The sequence below is a fragment of the Denitrificimonas caeni DSM 24390 genome, assembly GCF_000421765.1.
In the GTDB taxonomy this organism is placed as follows: Bacteria; Pseudomonadota; Gammaproteobacteria; order Pseudomonadales; family Pseudomonadaceae; genus Denitrificimonas; species Denitrificimonas caeni.
Genome location: NZ_ATXQ01000002.1, coordinates 185,073 through 203,839, shown reverse-complemented (window position 1 = coordinate 203,839; position 18,767 = coordinate 185,073). Strand labels below are relative to the sequence as shown.

The window sequence follows — 18,767 nt, the reverse complement described above, 5'->3', positions numbered from 1 at the left end:
CACTGTGGTGAGTTATTAAATATATTTTATGAGCTTGCTTTTGTGTAAGTTAATACTCAGACGATACTCAGTTTTTAATTCTTACCCTACCTTTTACGAACAGCAAGCAATAAACGCGCACAAGGAAAAATCTAGGTGAGTCACGGCATTAGATTTATGGTCACACCAACCAAATCCTTATCTGTGCATATTTGCTATAGTCCTAAGCTTTGAATGCCGCGCTTGCCAAGAGTGCCAGCATCTTGCTGAAATCACTGGGCACTAACGTCATTTCACTTAGAGTTTCTACGTCTTCAATAAAGGATTTAGCATGGCTGTTAATCAGGGCACAATTTTAAATTTATTAGAGCAGGCTTGCTTGAAACTCAATCCTGATGAGTTCATCTATCAGTTTATGGATGCCTATGGTTTCCCTAAAAGCACCGTCACACGGCTGCGTAACAGCGATGATGACCGCAATGTGGGTGAAGGCTCGGACATTGGCGTTAAAAAGAAGCTCTACTTTAAGCACGTTAGCCAAGGTGCTGATGTTGGCGAGGCTGCTGATGCGTTAAAAACATTGGATGCTGTCACCCGTAATGATATTCGTTTTGTTATTGCTACCGACTTTAAAACGCTTGTTGCCTATGACTTAAAAGCAGACGAGCGCCTTGAGGTGGCGATTGATGAGTTACACAAAGACTATGGCTTCTTCTTACCTTTGGCTGGTTATGAAAAGGCGGTGATGTACTCAGAGCACCCAGCCGACCTTAAAGCCTCAGAGAAGATGGGCCAGCTCTTTGACATGATTCGTGAGCGCAATGATCTTACTAAAGCGGAAGACATTCACGCGCTCAATGTGTTTTTAACGCGCCTACTGTTCTGCTTTTATGCTGAAGATACCGGTATCTTTGCCGAAGCACAGATGACTTCAGCTCTTCAGCTATATACCAAAGCCGATGGCTCAGATGTTGATCAGTTTTTCACTGACTTATTTACGGTATTGAACCTAGATAATAATGCGCCAGCACGCAAAGCCATGCCATCACACTTTCAGGCGTTTCCCTTTGTTAACGGTGGTTTGTTTGCGGTTGATGAGCCGGTGCCAGAGTTCGGTGCTAAAGCTAGGCGAATACTGCTTGATTGCGGCTCACTGGATTGGTCACAAATCAACCCTGATATTTTCGGCTCGATGTTCCAAGCGGTCATTGATGAAGAGCAGCGCGGCAACCTAGGGCAGCACTACACCTCTGTTTCTAATATCATGAAGGTAATACAGCCTTTGTTTTTGGATGAGCTGTATGGCGAGCTAGAGAAATCACAGGGTAACGAGCGCAAGCTCAAGGCGTTGCTGCTGCGCTTACAGAACCTAAGAGTATTTGATCCAGCGTGTGGCTCGGGCAATTTTTTGATTATTGCTTATAAAGAGCTGCGCAAGCTGGAAATGGAAATCATTGATGCCTTGAACGCAACAGGTGCGCAATCAGTCATGTATTACTCAGGTATACGCCTATCGCAGTTTTTCGGCATTGAGATCGACGACTTTGCCCATGAGGTTGCGATCTTGTCTTTATGGTTGGCTGAGCACCAGATGAATACAGCGTTTAAAGCTAAGTTTGGATATGCCGATGCGGCGCTACCCTTGCGTGACTCTGGGCATATCGTATGCGATAACAGCCTACACATTGATTGGAAAGAGATTTGTCCAAAAGAAAACAAACAGGGCGAAGTTTATGAGGTTTATGTGTGTGGTAATCCGCCGTTTGCGGGCTATAACTCTAGGACAGCTTCGCAAAATAAAGGCATGGATTTAGTCTTCGCTGACTTCAAAAAATACAAAGACTTAGATCTTGTGTCTTCATGGTTTTGGCTTGGTGCTTTGTATATTAAAGATACGAAAAACAGTCTTGCCTTTGTATCGACCAACTCTATAACTCAAGGTGAGCAGGTATCCTTAATTTGGCCAAAAATATTTGATTTAGGCTTAAGCATAAGCTTTGCTTGGCAAACTTTTGATTGGACAAATAATGCTAAAAAAAATGCAGGTGTTCATGTTGCAATTATAGGGCTTGGTTATAAAAATACTGGAAAAAAACTATTCAAGCCAGATGGAGAATCTTGGGTTTGTCATACGGTAAGCAATATTAGTCCATATCTAATTGAAGGTAGTGCTCTAGCTATTGAGAGCCGTACAAGGCCTCTCTCTAGCCAAGTTAAAATGGTTAGAGGCAGTCAGCCTACTGATGGTGGTCATCTATTCTTTAATACTGAGCAAAAAGATGAGCTTTTAGCTAAAGATTCAGCAAGTGCTCGATGGATTAAAAAAGTTATAGGTGCTGATGAATTTTTGAAAAGCAAAGACCGCTGGGTACTGTGGCTTGCAGAGGCAACATCTGATGATATAGAAAGCATGTCTCCTATCATTAGAAAGCGGCTTGAACTTGTATCAGAAATGCGATTGCAAAGTACCAACAAACAAACTCAAGCTCTGTCTAAAACGCCACATGTTTTCTGGCAAGATAATCATCCTCGTAACGGCTCTTACATAGTAGTTCCTAGGGTGACAACAAGGCGCCGCTACTATTTGCCTTTAGGAATAGTCAGTTCTGATACGGTTTGCACAGACCTTTTACAAATAGTGCCTGGTGGAGGCTTGTTCGAGTTTTCAATATTGTCATCAACAATGCATATGGATTGGATGCGCCTTACTTGCGGTAGGATGCGAGAGCATTATCGTTACTCAGCCGCATTAGTTTACAACTCATTTCCTTGGCCAGAAACATCAGATCAACAGCGAAAAAAAATTGAAGCGCTTGCTGAGGAAATTTTACTAACTCGAGAAGACTACCCTAGTAAAACGCTTGCTGATTTGTATGATCCCGACAAAATGCCTCAACCGTTGCTAGACGCCCACAAAGCCTTAGACCGAGCTGTTGAGAAACTCTACCGCGATAGACCCTTTAGGGATGCTTCAGAGCGCCTTGAGCATCTATTTGCACGTTATGAAAAACTGATTGCTGCAGAGCAAAGTAAAGCGCCAGCCAAAAAAACAATCAAAGGAAGTAAGTGAGCATGGATGAATTGTTGACCGTTAATTACAAACAAACCGGCAAAAGCTCAAACCTAAATGCGATGGGTATGCGTGAAATGCAAGCGCGTGCTTATGAGGCACGTGATGCCCAGTACTTACTACTTAAAGCGCCACCAGCCTCAGGTAAGTCGCGTGCGCTGATGTTTTTAGGGCTAGATAAGCTCCACAAACAAGGGTTGAAAAAGGTCATTGTTGCCGTACCTGAAATGTCGATTGGTGGCTCGTTTAAAGACACTAAGCTGACAGATGGCGGCTTCTTTGCCGACTGGGTTATTCAGCCGAGCTATAACCTGTGTATTCCCGGTGGCGAAGGCAAGAAGGTGGATGCGTTTATTCGTTTTCTGTCTGACCCGCACGCCAGTATCATTGTTTGTACCCACGCAACGTTGCGCTTTGCCTACCAGAAATTACAGCCGTCAGACTTTAACAATACACTACTGGCTATTGATGAGTTTCACCACACCTCTGCCGAGGGTGACAACCGTCTTGGCGAGTTAATTGACGGCGTGATGAAAGGCTCTAATGCACATATTGTGGCCATGACTGGTTCATATTTCCGTGGCGACGCCGTACCTATTCTGCTGCCAGAAGATGAAGAACAGTTCACCCAAGTCACTTACTCGTACTATGAGCAGTTAAATGGCTACCAGCACTTAAAGTCCCTCGGTATTGGCTACCACTTCTACACTGGTCGTTACCTTGATGCGTTGCATGAAGTGCTGGATACCAGCAAGAAAACCATCATCCATATCCCTAACGTCAACTCGGTCGAGTCCACCAAGGACAAATATTCCGAAGTGGATCATATTCTCGATGTGATTGGCGATGTGGTTGAGAAGGATATGCAAACCGGCATCATTACCGTGCGCACTAAGGACGGCAGACTCTTAAAAGTCGCGGATCTTGTTGATGACAACCCAATGCGCGTTGAGATACAAAACTATCTGCGCGGTATCAACAAAGCCGAAGACATGGACATTATCATTGCGCTAGGCATGGCAAAAGAAGGCTTTGACTGGCCTTGGTGCGAGCATGTTCTAACGATTGGTTACCGGTCGTCACTGACAGAGATCGTGCAGATTATTGGTCGAGCTACCCGTGACTCTGAGGGCAAAACGCATGCGCAGTTTACTAACTTAATTGCCCAACCTGATGCCGAAGATGACGATGTAAAAGTTTCAGTCAACAACATGCTTAAAGCCATTACTGTGTCGCTATTGATGGAACAGGTGCTAGCGCCAGCGATTAACTTTAAGCCGCGCTCCAAGATGAAGCTGGGTGAAATGGTTGCGCCGGGTACAGTCATTATTGAAGACAGCTCTGCGCCGGTATCAGACAAGGTTGTTAAAGCGCTTGAGAACATGGACAACATCAAGGCTGCCATTCTGCAAACACCTGAAGTGATAGCGCCAGCCATTACAGGTAATGATGACACTGAAGTGCTTGCGGAGGTTGCTATCCCCAAGGTGATAGAAAAGCTATATCCCGACATGGATGCAAGCGAAGTGCAAACGGTTGCCGATGCGGTTTATACGTCTATGGTCATCCAATCTACAGGTGGCCTATTTGATGAGGCTGATTTACCGGCTGGTGTTGAGATTGCAGCCGAGCCAGCTGATTATAAAACGCCAATAACAGGTGGGCCTTCTGCATCTGGTGACGAGCCAAAGAAAAACCGCAAGTTTGTGCTGATTGGCAATAAATTTGTGAATATTGAACACCTGAATATCGACTTGATACGTGAGGTCAATCCATTTCAGGGTGCTTATGAAATCCTTTCTAAGTCTGTGACAACCGCTGTTTTGAAAACCATTCAGGACACGGTTATCGGTATGCGTACCAATATGACTGAGGAAGAGGCGGTGATTCTTTGGCCGCGCATCAACGACTTTATCAAGGAAAAGAAACGTGAGCCGTCAGCGTCCTCCAGCGACGCCCATGAGCTGCGTTTAGCTGAAGCGCTGGCATATATCAAACGTAAAGCACAAGAACGTAAGGCGCAGGTTCAGCAATCATAGGGAGGTGTCTATGCTGTCGATTAAGCATGGTGAGCGTAAGAAGTTATCGCTAGATGATATTTTTAATGGCCCAGATGAGTTTGGGCTTTTAAATGTTAAAGCCAAGCATGTCAGTGGCAGTGCCTCGCTTGAGGTGTCTAAGTTCGAAGAGGTGAATGCCTTTATCGACAAAGAGGGGCGTCAACCAAGTGCTGAAGGTGAGCTGGCAGAGAAACTACTCGCTCGCAGACTGCAAAGCTATATCGATAATACGGACATGTACCCAGTATTGAGTTCATACGACCGGCATAGCCTACTAACCAATAACGTACCAGCAACACACAGCATCAGTGAGTCTTTTGCCCTAGACGCGATTGAGTCAGGTGATAACGGTACGGTTGAGTCTTGCGAAGCAGAACAATCAGCCCACGCTGAAGAAGTGACCAGTCTCGATGATATTTTTAGTAGCGATATATTTGCGCAGCTGGATCAGGGTGATCAAAGCCTGTTTGATATGACGCATGTGCCATTAACATCTGATAGAGATATGCCTGATGAAATCGCGCAGCAAACCCACTGCGCTGATTTTTACAAGTTTGAAAGTATCTTTAAAGACATTCAGGCCAAGCTAAAATCAGGTGAGTTACAGCACGTTCACTTTCAAAAAGAGCTACAGATACGTGAGGGTGATGCGTTTATCATGGAGGGTGTCCTTTGCTTGGTTGATGAGGTCGGCGAGTATAAAGAAGACAGTTTTGGCCGCCCTAATCCAAGGTTGCGAATCATTTTTGAAAACGGTACTGAGTCAAACCACTTGCTGCGCTCTTTTGGCCGCCGTATGTATAAAGACAAAACCAGCAGACGCATTATCCAAGACGCAGACTCGGTAGTAGATGCTTTTAATAATGTTAGCCACAAAGACAAGCGAGCTGGCCAAATCTACTTTGTCACCACGATGAGCGATAACCCAGCTCTACGCGCAATACCGAATCTAATCAAAATCGGCTATACCGAGCAGACAGTTGAAGAGCGCACCAAAAACGCTGAGCGTGATACGGCGTTTCTTGAAGCCCCAGTGAAAATTCTTGCTTCAATGGAGTGTTACAACTTGAATCCAAATAAGTTTGAATCACTCATCCATGGCTTCTTATATGCGCAACGCTTGAGAATGACGCTGGTTGGTCGGGACGGTAAAAGCTACCATCCGAATGAATGGTTCTCTGTTTCTTTAGAAGATGCCATGGAGGCTGCTAGGCGCATTATTGACGGTAGTATCGTCAAGTACCGGATGGATAACACCACGGGAAGGCTGGTACGAAAGGTTGGTTTGGCATAGGGGCGTGATCCGGAATTACTGCTGCCAGCAACCCAAATAATCTTCAGCTTAACTGGCGTATCGTAGCAACTCTGAGTTAGAACTTACGAGCACCGTAACCGGATCCTGAACTGTGGAAAGTTTCATTGGGGTGAAACGTTGCATGGCAAGCAGCTGAGAAATACCGATGGGCAGCTAACTGCTCTGCCTCAAGATGAGTTGAGCAGCCATGACAAGAAATAATTAACCTTATAAATAAAACATAGAAAAATATTAAAGTTAGAGTACTTACAAACCTGCTTGACACTGTAAAAGATAGGGATGTACTATCTGAATCGTGCGCACGACATATACAATAAAACAGCCCTTACATACATATTTGCTTACAATTAAAATATTGACTTAATTTGATTGATTGACAATCCTACTGCTTCATTTTTATTTGAAAGCGGTTTTTCATGATATCTTCTAAAAATACAATAGTTCTAGCTAAATTTCGTGTTACAGACAATGTGCTAACGCACATAGCAGATACTACTTTCCGAATAAATAGCAAACTAACTCAAAACTCTGATCTTGAGGCAGTTTCAACGCAAGCTATCAATCTCATTACGAGTTATATTGATGAGTATTATCCTAACAATAATATAACTATTCGTTTTGACAGTATTGTTAGTACCGAAAACTGTGCAGATGTCCCCCTAATTCATTTAATTCTAGCTGAGTTTGAGTCATCTAAAGATATCAATGAAAATATTAAAACCGAGCTGTACGCAGTTGTGAAAAAATTTATTGAAGATATGCTAACAGATCACGGTGATATTTTCGTTACAAAAAGCTCTGATAGAAAAGATAGAAAAGACTTTTTCACGTCTGAAAAGAGTGATTTTATCGACGATCACACCTCGAAATTTATTAATAAATTTCCAGGTAAGTCCATTTGCAAACCGTTTGTATGCGTAATCCCCGGAGAGGAAAAAACTACGATTCCAATCCAGGGGACGTTCAAAAATCCTGTACCCCAAAATAGTAAACTTGCGGATGATGTGATTTTTTTCGCACATTCTGACGGTGTCAAAGGTTCAGAAAAACTGATTTTTCTGAAAATAGTCGGAGCCACTGACAACATAGTAAATGGTACGGCGAAAACTTTTATAGCTGATAAAGAGAGTTATCTTAAAATTGCTGCAGCTGCTTATAGTAGCGATAATCCGCTGGTTAGGGTTGTAATACGTGAAGAAAGGAATGATAAGGGTAAAATATGTTCTTATATCAAACATATTCTTCAAAGCAGCCTGGAAGACTTTGATATGTTTAAGTTGGAACTAGCTGATTAGCAATTAAACTCAAAAGCCAGTTTCAAGATGAATCAAAAAACCAATAGTTAGAACCGCAATAACTAGATCGAATGAATTGCGAATAAAACCTGTTGCTGAGCGTGAAAGCACAACCCCAGCGTAGTCTTTGATCTGGTAGTGGCTGTTACGCTCAGGTAAAAATATCGTAAAACCGTCGAGCTTTATACCAGCCTCAACCTCAGTTACGACATTTAAGTCCACTGAGGCCCAACGTTCTAGGACACTATGCCGCCCCTCCTTTACAATGATTTTATATTGCTTTAGCGGAACGTCAAATAGCGCTACAACATGCTGAACTAGCTCAAAATGCTCTGGCTGCTCCATCAAAATATGCCGATTTGGACTGACTATATAAGGTAGGTCTTTAAGCAGGTTTGCTAGATTAGCGTTCATAGGAACTGTGACATTGTCACCTAGCTCATCCGCACGATGCAACAGCCTTTGCCATGCACTATCAGTCAATGACTCGAGTAATGCATTTGGACAATCCTTGCCCTTTAGTTTGAGGTTTTTGTCGACTGCTGAGCTAAACCTCATGCGGGTATTTGTCAGATCAAAAATACTTTGCAGTCTAGAAATATGCTGCGTCTCTATTTGAATAAGCTCCCCAACTCTTTCATAGCTCATGCCAAGAGATACTAAACGCAGCGCTTGCAGAAGTCTTGAAAGTGTCGGTTTGGAATAGGTAAGCGCCTCGGCCATGTTTTGTGCAGGCTCTATAGTCACTACTGATTGCTCAGACACCTGCAAAACATTTTTAATCTTATGGGCTCGTAAATGAGTAACAGGTGTCAGCTCATTTGACCACTCAGTGGTAAGGTGAAAATAGTTTTTTAGTCCAGTGCTTGGAAAACGATGGCCCATTAGCCGCGCCAATGCCATGGAGCCACGTCTAGACACATGACTGACTGGCCCTAAAACAATGCGCCTAATTTGATCGTGCTCTGCTGTACTTGTTAACCTATCTGCGAGCGGATTGTTGAGTCCAAATAATGCGGTAGCAACACGATTGTAAAAACTATGTCGGCAATGATGCAGTACCGATTGTGGGTTTCCTGTGACGCTTCGCATTAATAGGATCAATGCTTGAGAAATTCGTGGCGCTAGGCGTGTTAATACTGGCTGCCCGCTTTCTTGATTCGATGCTTCGCACAGAATAGGTCTATTACCTTTTTCACCAGCAATACTTGTGTATCTAGCAAGCGTTCGATCGACAATATTCTGCTCGTTTTCTGAAAGCTTGAACAACAGCGGAATTGCTCTACGACTCGCCTGGCTTTTTAAGGCGCGGTACTGATTGCCTTGCACAAGTACCCAGCTGAGCTGTTCGTACTGACACCAATCGCGACGAAGCATACAAACAGCTTCATTTAGCCGTAATCCAAAACGGTAAGTCGTAAGTAGCACGAAACCCAATATCAACTGCTCATCTTGAGTCAATGTACTGTCTGTTAGAATTCTTGTTTGGCATATCTGATACTCAGCCTCACTTATCAGACCTGCGCTAACAGTGCGGTAGCCACTGCCCAGATCAAGATCTGCCCACTCAGGCGAAGCTACACCAAACCGTGCAGCCCAGCGAAAAAAATCTTTAAGTCGTTTGCCAAAATAATCTGCATGTTTTGAGGACGTGATTTTGTAATCAATCATCTGCACGCACAGATTAGTGATTTCTTCACTGTCTAGCTCGAAAAGATCCACTTCGTACAACAACTCACGAAATACTGGTGACAAACTGCTGAAGTAAGTTGTTAAAGATTTAAGCGCGTAAGGATCTATTTCCTTACGATTTTTAGATTTTCCTGTGGCGGTGAGATCAGCAATCCAGTAACCCAGCAGCATCATGCTTGAGCTAACTTTATTTTTATATGTATTACAAATGGATCTGAGATTTTTAGCGCATTCACTAGCTTTCGCAGTTTTGTAGCCTTGCAATACAATAGCGATATTCTTTGATAAATCTTTAGCTTGCCCTTGTAATGAAAGCTTGTCAGTGTTTCTATCGCGCACGTTAGGCAGAGTGCTATTTGGCCATTCAGTGTTTTCAGTTGTGTCAATTGGGAGATCCAATGCTCTGCCGTTTAGCAAGCGTTCATAATCGCGTAAAGATGAGCTTGTCGGTGGTGCTCGCTCGCTCAATGCGGCAGCAACAATACCTGGCAGCTGAACCAGGTTGGACTGATTGATGATATCGCACAGCCAACTCAGCAATTCCTCCATTGTTGGCGCACAGCTTACTGAATTATCTTTAGAATAAATTTCCAGTAGCGCTTTAAATTCGTTGATCTGATGTGGCTGTAGTTTCTCGACGGTTTTTCTTTTATGCATACCATGAGCGAGCAGGCTTATGGTTTTATAACTCAACTCATGACGCTGCACCGCTACAGAAAAGTCCTCAGGATCTAAAATTTCACTATATTCCAAAAAGTAGTGGCGCTTATTTTGCAGTAGACGAAAATTCTGTCCGGCCATTACATCCAGCAATAGTTGCTTATATCCAAGACGTTTCTCAATCGCCACGAGTACTGTGCCAATACATAAGGCACGAGGCATAGATAAACCTGTTTTTAATGTGTTTTTTCGAGTTACATCAGCCCATGATTCAAGCTGCGTATAAAGCTCAAGCGCATTTGTAATGCGCGGTGTTATGTGTGTACGCTCGTCACGGAGCTCAACAAAACGTTTGCTCAGTAACTGACGTTTTGATAATCCTGAAGATGCTTCATTTGAAGCAATATCGTTACTCGCAGTAATATCAGGCTGCTGTTCGTTTTCTTTTACGGCAGTACTGTTTGCCTCAGAACGCTTCAACGTTTTTACAAGGATGTTAAAGCGTATAGCTGCCTGTGGGTGCGGCAAACGGTTTTCTCGCAATAACATACGATTACTTAGAAGCAGTAGCTCATCATCGCTGATACTTTGAATTTCACGAGAATTCAGAAATAGCCTAATATCAGCATGGGCTTCTCGTATTGCTTTTTTAAGTCTTAACGATCTATAGCGTACACGGTCTTTTTGGCCAAACAATTTTGGCTCTACATAGCTGACTTTTTCTGCAGGCAAACAAAGCAGCGGCGGTAACTCCTGAAGGTCTAGTGGAGTCGCAAATGGCAGCTCACTGTAAATATTATCCATAGCGCTTTGATAACGTCTGGCATCATCTTCCCAGCAACGTACAGAGTAATCACTGTACGTTGCAGCGCCGCGCTCTCCGTGCCCCATAAAACCATCAACAACTTCGGGGTCAATGCCTTCTTTAAGGAGGCGCTGTGCATAACGATGGCGAAAGAGGTTGGCAGGTAGCGTCCATTCAAATAGCGCGCACTCAAGCTGTACTGCATCAGACATTGAATGCCAGCGTAGGTTGCCATCTAATAGAAAAAAGAACGGCATAGACGCTTCGCGACCATTAATCAGAGCAGATATCTGCAATGCCAACTCTTCTCGGTGGGTGGCCACCTGCAGACTTAGCTTTTTTAAGAACTCTAAATAGTAAGTTAGCAGTGCGATTAGATCTGCAGGTAAAGGTACCACCCTGCCAGTGTGCAAGGTTCCATCGTTTTTATCGTTGATAAACACGCAGCGATGCTGGAAAGAAAAGTGCTGAAGTGATTCAAATGGATCGCGTAATGGGCGTGCGCCAGTCCCGGCATACAACGCCATTACAACATACTGTGTTAGTACATTATGATACTGAATCAGTCCTTTATCTGAGGTCTGTTTGAGGATTGTATTACAACGCGTGACTTCTTCATGCAGCACTGATTCAAGCGGTATCAGCATGCTACCTATAATGTAAGTGCTGGCGGGCTCGCCTGGTGATGATTCTACAACAGGTAGCGGAAACCCTTTTTCAATCGCCTTAATATCCCAAGTTGCATAACTGCAAGCGCCCGGCAGAGCGCTATTGCTGTGAGATGTTAATAGGCGTGCAAAATTAAACTCGCCCGTTGCATCAAACAATCGTTGCGGCTGGTAGTTCGCAAGCTTGGCGCTCGTTAATCGAGGAAAGTGCTCTCTGGCTTGCTCGTTAAACCATGTGTCTAGTTTTTGTTGTGATACCGCTTGCCAAAGCGTTCTTATAATTTGAGGAGCCTCGACTGCATTGCTCGCGGCAGTTCGTAAAATATCTTGAATAGGCTGCGGTACTAGGACTATTAAATCATCTCGAAATGCATGAACCTGTTGTCGTGTAGTTTCATTAGGTTTCCATGCGCTGCGTCGCCGCGGAGATGTACGTTTAAGAACATCAAAATCAGTACTAAAACTCCATTCGTCTTTCAGCTTACTCTCAATAGTCAGTCGCTCAACCATTACCAATGACCTAGATAGATGCATCGCCAGCCACACTAAAGCAGCGCCTGTGCGATCTACCATATCTCTTGAGCGTAATTGTTTGTTGAGCCACTCTTCTAATGCTTGCGATTCGGACGGTAGTACGCGATCCCAAGACCACGGCAAATAGTGAGATAACTCCATATTTTGAATATAAACACTGCCGGAGCTGATTGCTTGCTGCGCAGCGCTATCAGTCGGATCAATGTCTGTAACATAAAATAAAGGCTCTTCATCCTGTTCGCCGGGTGCAATGATGGTGAAATCATCATCGTCTGGGTCGGTCTTACCACGGAGAGGATTAACGACAGCTGGTAGCAAAGCTGTAAGGCGTGGCAACGCTTTAATATCATTAGTACTCGCTTCAATTTCTCTGCACTCACCATGTGCAATACTATTTATGGCGTTGAGAAATTGCGTCGCTGTTTTGCCTGGTTTGAAGGAGTCATTCTTAATGATATGTGAAGCGTTAGCTAAGGCCGAGGTGAACCGCTCATAAGTGTTAGGTGTGCTGCCAAGCTGATTTTTTGCTTTTTTTAGTAAGTCGTCAATTAATATCCAGTTAGCATCAGCCGCATCAATGACTAAAAATCGGGCGGCAATACTAATACCTCTATCTGCAGAATAGCCGAAATCCAAAAGTCGACTTGCTGCTTGAACAAGTAACCAGATCCGTAATCGTCGCCTGTTTGTATAAGTAGTCTCGTCGGTAACATCTGAAAGCGGGTTAGTAATAAGTGTGAGCAGAAAAGTTTTATTTGCGTAATTTCTGAACTGATCACGGTTTTTATTAACTCCACCGCGATGACCAATGCTAGCGTATTTTCTAGAAATATTGGTGTCAGCAGTTACGGCTTGGGTGAGTTTTTTTAGCTCATTTACAATTGGATTTGTTTCCCACTCGCTAATTATTAACTGTGATTCAGGATGACTGAGTTCTTTGACTAAGTTTCCAATAGCGACCGTGAATGGATCTAAACCAAGAATGCGATATGACACTTCAAGCGGCAGCTCAAGTTCTCGCTCGATAACCCACGAAGAAAGTTCAGCGAATGGCTGTCCCAGCCTTACGGTCAACTCATTAGCTTCTGCAGAAATATTTCTGTGCCAATTCTGCGCGACGTCTTTAGTCATTAACGACCCTTGTTGACCAGCTTAAAGAAAGATAAAAACGGTATTGTAGTAGGCATTAACTACTCTTTATAGCAGTGAGATGTTCTGGTTAACTAAAAGCTTGAAAACAACCATCATTCTTGCCAGCCAAGTCGGGCATTATCGGGTTACTCAACTATATAATCATGTCTATTTGAATTATAGAGGATGTTGATTAAAGGCGAACAAGAGTCACCTCACACGAACTGCCCTTATAACCCGAAGTTCGTCGGTTCAATTCTTGTTCAGCTTGCTGAGTACTACCAATGGTTGGACTGAGTTACCTCGCGCCTAAAAGTTCGTCGCCAAAAAGGCTGGATACAATGCAGCGCTCAATGGATAAGGTGTGATCTCTTTTATCTGCTCACTTAGGAGTACACAATGTCCAAGAAAAACACCTCTAGCAAGCGCAGCCGTCAACAGCATAATGACAGAGCTAACGCATTGAATAACAATCGCGGAACTTCAGGTACTAACCCGACCAATGCGCATGTTCATGGTAATCGCGGCAAGCAATTGAACCCTAATCAGCGCTAAGACTATACCCCGGCCACTGGCCGGGGATTAAAGGAGCAATGAGGATGAGTGATGATTATCGTTTTGCTACCCAAGGAGAGCTGATTAAACTGGCTTATGATGCATTTGGTGTTCTGCCCCGCAAGCATGCGGATCGCACCGAGCTTGATGAGACCCAGAAGAAGACCATTCAGAAACAGCTAGCTCGACTAGCAAAAGAAGAAGGTAGGCTGATCCCTAATTTCGAGGAGACAATTCAGACACTCGGCAAGATACTGGCTAAGTACTTTACGTGAGGTTTTTGCATGTTTCTAACCATTTGTTGGAATTACAAAGTGGTTAGAGTATGCGGAGGCCGCAAAAAGGCCCGGTGTCGCTACCAATTTCTTCTCTAACGTTAGAGCGGACCAGTACAGATGCCTTAAGCTGGCACAAGTATACACTTCCCCATGCAGGGTGTGATAGCCAGGCGCTTACGCTGAATCAACCCAACGCAACCTTCAGCCCGATGCCTGTCAGCAGACAGCCAAAGAGGTTGTTCTGGACTCTGTGGTATCGGGCGTTGCCGCTGGTAGCTGCCGAGAGTGCCCGCCCCAGAACTGCGTAAGTAAAATCAAAGACCAGCCCGGTCAGCACCAGAATCAGTGCCAGTATGGCGAACTGCCCGGCAATGCCTGAGAGTTCCGGGTGGATGAACTGCGGAAGCAGTACAGAGCAGAAGATCAGGGATTTGGGGTTGAGCAGGTTGGTTGCCAGCCCTCTTTGGAAATCAACCAGATATCCCACGGATGGCAGAGTACCTGCCGCTGACTGGGGTTCATCAGGGAGAGAAAGACCTGTCCGGAAGAATTGCCAACCCAGGTAGAGCAGATAGGCCGCGCCCAGTAATCGTACTGTGTGGTAGGTCCAGGGATGAGTCGCAAACAGAGTTGCAAGCCCCACCGCCGCCAGCAGGACATGGCAGCCCCGTGCAATGGCAAGGCCCACAGCGACGGCCATGGCGTTTCTGGGGCCACTGCTCACGGAGGTACCGAGCACCAGGAACATGTCCGGTCCTGGCGTAAGGTAAATCGCAACGAGCGCAGCCAAGAACAGTAGAAGGTCAGCCATGGGTCATGTCTCTTGTCGGTATTAAAGCCTTGATTATACCGTTGGTTGTTTAGCGTATGGTTGCGTTGTCAGCCACAAAAGAATATAAAATTGGTGCTATTCGCTAATTTTATTCTTATATGGAGGTTCTTATGCCAACTCATAAGTTAGACCGATTTGATCGAAAGCTTCTGGAGGCACTGCAAACGGATGGCCGCGCGCCCAACACGGATCTGGCCGAGGGAATAGACCTGTCCCCGTCGCCTTGCTCACGCAGGGTGCGGCTGCTTGAAGAATCCGGAGTGATCAAGGGCTACAGTGCCATCCTGGATCAGGAAAAAGTGGGTTTGGGGCTAACCGTATTCGTTGGCATCAAAATGGAGCGTCATCAGGAAAAGGAAGCCGAGGCTTTTTGCGAGGCGGTAAGTGTTATGCCGGAAGTGGTGATGGCTCACCTGGTGTCCGGGGAGTCGGATTTCTTGCTGCAGGTTGTGGTGCCCGATCTTCGCGCCTACAAGGAGTTTTTGACCAATACGCTGCTCAAGTTACCAGGGGTTCGGGACATTCGAAGCAACTTTGCGATCCAGACTGTCAAACCCCAATCGCCACTTCCACTGATTCATTTGCCAGGGTAAACCGGCCACCAGAAATCGATTAACTTCAGATACGGAATACCCGTGATCATTACCGGAGGGAACAACAGCGGCCCGGTTCTATGCCACGATACACTCAGTTTTTCAAAAAATAGCGAAAGCTTCCCTCAGTTCGGTCACGCCCACGGTGCCGGCCACCGGTTGATTGACAAAAACCCAGAAACAGCTTCGCGTGCCAATATAAGGGCCATCAGAATAATTAAGCCTCCTCCGATACGGTTTACTATTCTGACACTGTCTACGTTGGAAAAAAGGCGGGAGCTTAAGCTGTGAGCAACTACAACCCACACGCTATCGATCGCAATACCCAATAGGATAGGTATCATCGAGTACATGATCAGGACGTTCGTGGGGCTCGCAAGATTGCCGCTGAGGAAGCTTGGAACTATGGTTCCGAACATGATCAATGCCTTGGGGTTGGTTATACCGACTATCACTCCCGCAGTGAGCGGTGACTTTCTCTTTGCTGGCTGGTCAGTTGCAGCCGGACTCGCCGCTTTTGAGGCTACAAGATATCCTATGCCGATAAGCAGCAAGGCGACCGCACCGAGCATTCGGATAGCAGGCAAAGCAAAATCGGATTTCAGTATAAGAGGGCCAAGTCCAAAAGAAAGAAGTATCGCAACGCTTAACATGCCAATTGCATTGCCGATCACGCCACGCAACGCATGACTTCTGCCCTTCATTATAACTTGCCCGATAAAAAGCATGATGCTTGGGCCAGGTACAGCAATGAGTATCGAGCTGGTAATAATTAGCCCCAGCAGCCCACTGACGGATCCCCCAATATCTTGCATGTAACTATTACCTTCGATATGCGTGTTGCGGGCATCAATACCATATTCTCAGCGACTTATTGAAAATATTTCTTATACATTCTGGCCCAAGGCATCAGGCTTGAGCTTATGGATAAAGGCATTGCGCATGAGTTAAACGTCACGCACTGTGCCTTTTAGTTCATGAGTTTTTGGTATCCGGATTAAGCGGTTTGAAAAAGACACGTTTAAATGGCCTAAACAGATGCGCGGTGAAGTACTGACATTGTCTCAACGACAATGGAGTTGGCTGCTTGAGGGGCTGGATATTGAGCGAATGAAAGGGCATCAACCGCTGTAATTCAGTAGCACTTACTGAATAAAATAAGCCGTGAAAAACAGGTATAAAAAGATGAGCCTTACGGTCAACTTATTCGCAACTTAAGAAAAAGTTCTGTGCCAATTTTGTGTGGCATCTTTAGTCATTAACTGTCTCTATTTCCATAACAGCAATATGCTGAAAAACGCCTTATAATAGACATTACAGCAGTTTAACAGCATTTAGAGACTTTTAATGTGTCGCTAAATGATCCGTCTCATAACCGTCGTAGGTTCAAATCCTGCTCCCGCAACCAGATTCATCATTAAAGCCTCAGACATTAATTTGTTTGAGGCTTTTTTGTTTCTGCCTCTTCTGTCGCCATTACTTCTGCGCATAATCTCTTGCTCGGCACGTCCTGTTTTCAGTGATGTATTTAAATAAATCGCTGGCATGCCGCTTCAATCAAGCGCTCATCTTTTCGCCGGACTCCCTGTCTGTGGGTAAAGCTGTCTCCTAGTAGAGCATCAGCTGCTTTGCTTTACTCAAAACTAAGCGTTCGCATCAGATTGGTGCCAAACATAAAGCTTTCGCACTATTTTAGTGCGCTCCTACCCCTCTTAACTGACGTTTCCCCTTGTATTCACTGACTTTTTCTTATGGCATGGAATTTGCTAAATCCTCTATAGAGCAGTATTGAACTGCAGTTATCAATTTGACTTAGAGGAGTCATTTGCCATGTCTACCAAGACCCTATCACTGATTAAAGAGCACAATGCCCAGTGGGTAGATCTACGTTTTACCGATACTTTAGGTAAAGAGCATCACATTACTTTCCCATCAGAAACCTTCGATGAAGAAGCCTTGGAAGAAGGCAGAATGTTTGATGGCTCGTCTATTCATGGCTGGAAAGGCATCGAAGCATCCGATATGACGTTGTTGCCGGATGACTCCACTGCAGTGATGGATCCGTTTGCAACGGTGCCGACGGTGATTGTGCGTTGTGATGTGGCAGACCCGACCACCTTGTCTAACTATGACCGTGATCCACGCTCGATTGCGCAGCGTGCCGAAGTGTATCTGCGCTCCACCGGTATTGCTGACACCGCATATTTTGGTCCAGAGCCAGAGTTCTTTGTGTTTGATGCGGTGACCTGGGAAGAGTCGATGAACAAAGTGGGTTTTGAAATCCACTCCGGTGAAGGCGCTTGGGCAACCAAAACCTTAGCCGAAGGCAAAAATAGCGGCCATCGCCCACGGGTGAAGGGCGGTTATTTTCCTGTTCCGCCCGTGGACTCACTGGTTGATGTGCGCACCGCCATGTGTGACGCCATGAAAGCGATGGGCTTGGGTATTGAAGTGCATCACCATGAAGTGGCCAATGCGGGCCAGTGTGAAATTGGAGTGCCGTTTAACACCTTGGTGAAAAAAGCCGATGAAGTGCAGTTGCTGAAATATTGCGTGCACAATGTCGCGCATGCCTTTGGTAAAACCGCCACCTTTATGCCTAAACCATTGGTTGGCGATAACGGCTCAGGCATGCATGTGCACCAGTCCTTGGCAAAAGATGGTAAGAATTTGTTTGCGGGTGATGGCTATGCCGGTTTGTCTGAAATGGCCCTGCATTATGTTGGCGGCATCATTAAACATGCGCACGCACTGAATGCCATTACCAACCCCGGTACTAACTCTTACAAGCGTCTAGTGCCAGGCTTTGAAGCACCGGTGATGTTGGCTTACTCAGCACGTAACCGTTCTGCTTCGATTCGTATACCTTGGGTTAAAAACCCTAAAGGCAAGCGTATTGAGTGCCGCTTCCCAGATCCAAGTTCCAACCCGTATTTAACCTTTGCAGCGCTATTGATGGCGGGCCTTGATGGCATCAAAAATAAAATTGATCCAGGCGAGGCAATGGATAAAAACTTGTATGACTTGCCGCCTGAAGAAGCCCAAGATATCCCTCAAGTGGCTTACAGCTTAGATCAAGCGCTGGAAGCGCTGTGGTCAGACCGACACTTCTTGCTAGAAGGCGGTGTATTTTCTGAGGACATGCTCAGTGCCTATATTGAATGCAAAATGGGCGAGGTCACGCGCTTGCGTCAGTCGGTGCATCCCGCCGAGTTTGATATGTATTACAGTCTGTAAATACTTATGCCCCTTTTTGGGGCATACTTATTTTTATAGAGACTTTCTGTCAGTAAATCACCT

General features: G+C 45.1%; 12 protein-coding genes. 9 read left to right on the top strand and 3 right to left on the bottom strand.

The window, feature by feature from the left end; genetic code table 11:
- The first annotated feature begins 310 nt into the window (after positions 1–310).
- The 4 genes from H591_RS0103820 (at position 311) to H591_RS0103805 (ending at position 7,719) form a co-directional block, all read left to right on the top strand.
- On the top strand, positions 311–3,049 hold the full coding sequence (locus H591_RS0103820; RefSeq protein WP_022965625.1) for a class I SAM-dependent DNA methyltransferase: 2,739 nt from the start codon (positions 311–313) through the stop codon (positions 3,047–3,049).
- Between the two features lie 2 nt (positions 3,050–3,051).
- Positions 3,052–5,088, top strand: a complete 2,037-nt coding sequence (locus H591_RS0103815) for a DEAD/DEAH box helicase (RefSeq protein WP_022965624.1) — start codon at positions 3,052–3,054, stop codon at positions 5,086–5,088.
- Positions 5,089–5,098: 10 nt separating this feature from the next.
- On the top strand, positions 5,099–6,403 hold the full coding sequence (locus tag H591_RS0103810) for a GIY-YIG nuclease family protein (protein WP_022965623.1): 1,305 nt from the start codon (positions 5,099–5,101) through the stop codon (positions 6,401–6,403).
- A gap of 437 nt (positions 6,404–6,840) precedes the next feature.
- Positions 6,841–7,719 (top strand): hypothetical protein, encoded by an 879-nt coding sequence (locus H591_RS0103805; RefSeq protein WP_022965622.1) that lies wholly within the window; start codon positions 6,841–6,843, stop codon positions 7,717–7,719.
- A gap of 9 nt (positions 7,720–7,728) precedes the next feature.
- On the opposite strand, the gene H591_RS0103800 is transcribed toward H591_RS0103805, so the two are convergent.
- Positions 7,729–13,209 carry a site-specific integrase gene (locus H591_RS0103800; protein WP_022965621.1) on the bottom strand — a complete coding sequence of 1,827 codons (5,481 nt, stop codon included), beginning with the start codon at positions 13,207–13,209 and terminating at the stop codon, positions 7,729–7,731.
- A 399-nt stretch (positions 13,210–13,608) separates the two neighbouring features.
- On the opposite strand from H591_RS0103800, the gene H591_RS16055 reads away from it, so the two are divergent.
- Both H591_RS16055 and H591_RS0103790 read left to right on the top strand, forming a co-directional pair.
- The gene (locus H591_RS16055; protein WP_022965620.1) at positions 13,609–13,764 is read left to right on the top strand and encodes a hypothetical protein; all 156 of its coding nucleotides are present in this window, start codon (positions 13,609–13,611) and stop codon (positions 13,762–13,764) included.
- Positions 13,765–13,808: 44 nt separating this feature from the next.
- Complete coding sequence (locus H591_RS0103790; protein ID WP_022965619.1) at positions 13,809–14,039, top strand: hypothetical protein; 231 nt, start codon at positions 13,809–13,811, stop codon at positions 14,037–14,039.
- A 187-nt stretch (positions 14,040–14,226) separates the two neighbouring features.
- Here H591_RS0103790 and H591_RS0103785 read toward each other — a convergent pair whose 3' ends face one another.
- Positions 14,227–14,853, bottom strand: a complete 627-nt coding sequence (locus H591_RS0103785; protein ID WP_022965618.1) for a LysE family translocator — start codon at positions 14,851–14,853, stop codon at positions 14,227–14,229.
- Between the two features lie 131 nt (positions 14,854–14,984).
- Between H591_RS0103785 and H591_RS0103780 the strand changes: the two genes are divergently transcribed.
- Positions 14,985–15,467, top strand: a complete 483-nt coding sequence (locus H591_RS0103780) for an Lrp/AsnC family transcriptional regulator (protein ID WP_022965617.1) — start codon at positions 14,985–14,987, stop codon at positions 15,465–15,467.
- A 134-nt stretch (positions 15,468–15,601) separates the two neighbouring features.
- Here the strand turns inward: H591_RS0103780 and H591_RS14785 are convergent, their stop codons facing one another.
- Entirely contained in the window at positions 15,602–16,282 is a 681-nt protein-coding gene (locus H591_RS14785; RefSeq protein WP_022965616.1) for a LysE family translocator, read from the bottom strand.
- Positions 16,283–16,457: 175 nt separating this feature from the next.
- Here H591_RS14785 and tnpB point away from each other — a divergent pair, with 175 nt between their 5' ends.
- Positions 16,458–16,601, top strand: coding sequence for an IS66 family insertion sequence element accessory protein TnpB (tnpB, locus tag H591_RS16270; RefSeq protein WP_156853130.1), 144 nt, complete (start codon positions 16,458–16,460; stop codon positions 16,599–16,601).
- A 696-nt stretch (positions 16,602–17,297) separates the two neighbouring features.
- Positions 17,298–18,704: a type I glutamate--ammonia ligase gene (gene glnA / locus H591_RS0103765; RefSeq protein ID WP_022965614.1), complete on the top strand. Its 1,407-nt coding sequence runs from the start codon at positions 17,298–17,300 to the stop codon at positions 18,702–18,704.
- Positions 18,705–18,767: the final 63 nt, after the last annotated feature.

Excerpts from the sequence above, each read along its gene's own strand:
- H591_RS0103820 (WP_022965625.1), top strand. The coding sequence starts at position 311 with ATGGCTGTTAATCAGGGCACAATTTTAAATTTATTAGAGCAGGCTTGC.
- H591_RS0103815 (WP_022965624.1), top strand. The coding sequence starts at position 3,052 with ATGGATGAATTGTTGACCGTTAATTACAAACAAACCGGCAAAAGCTCA.
- H591_RS0103810 (WP_022965623.1), top strand. The coding sequence starts at position 5,099 with ATGCTGTCGATTAAGCATGGTGAGCGTAAGAAGTTATCGCTAGATGAT.
- H591_RS0103805 (WP_022965622.1), top strand. The coding sequence starts at position 6,841 with ATGATATCTTCTAAAAATACAATAGTTCTAGCTAAATTTCGTGTTACA.
- H591_RS0103800 (WP_022965621.1), bottom strand. The coding sequence starts at position 13,209 with ATGACTAAAGACGTCGCGCAGAATTGGCACAGAAATATTTCTGCAGAA.
- H591_RS16055 (WP_022965620.1), top strand. The coding sequence starts at position 13,609 with ATGTCCAAGAAAAACACCTCTAGCAAGCGCAGCCGTCAACAGCATAAT.
- H591_RS0103790 (WP_022965619.1), top strand. The coding sequence starts at position 13,809 with ATGAGTGATGATTATCGTTTTGCTACCCAAGGAGAGCTGATTAAACTG.
- H591_RS0103785 (WP_022965618.1), bottom strand. The coding sequence starts at position 14,853 with ATGGCTGACCTTCTACTGTTCTTGGCTGCGCTCGTTGCGATTTACCTT.
- H591_RS0103780 (WP_022965617.1), top strand. The coding sequence starts at position 14,985 with ATGCCAACTCATAAGTTAGACCGATTTGATCGAAAGCTTCTGGAGGCA.
- H591_RS14785 (WP_022965616.1), bottom strand. The coding sequence starts at position 16,282 with ATGCAAGATATTGGGGGATCCGTCAGTGGGCTGCTGGGGCTAATTATT.
- glnA (WP_022965614.1), top strand. The coding sequence starts at position 17,298 with ATGTCTACCAAGACCCTATCACTGATTAAAGAGCACAATGCCCAGTGG.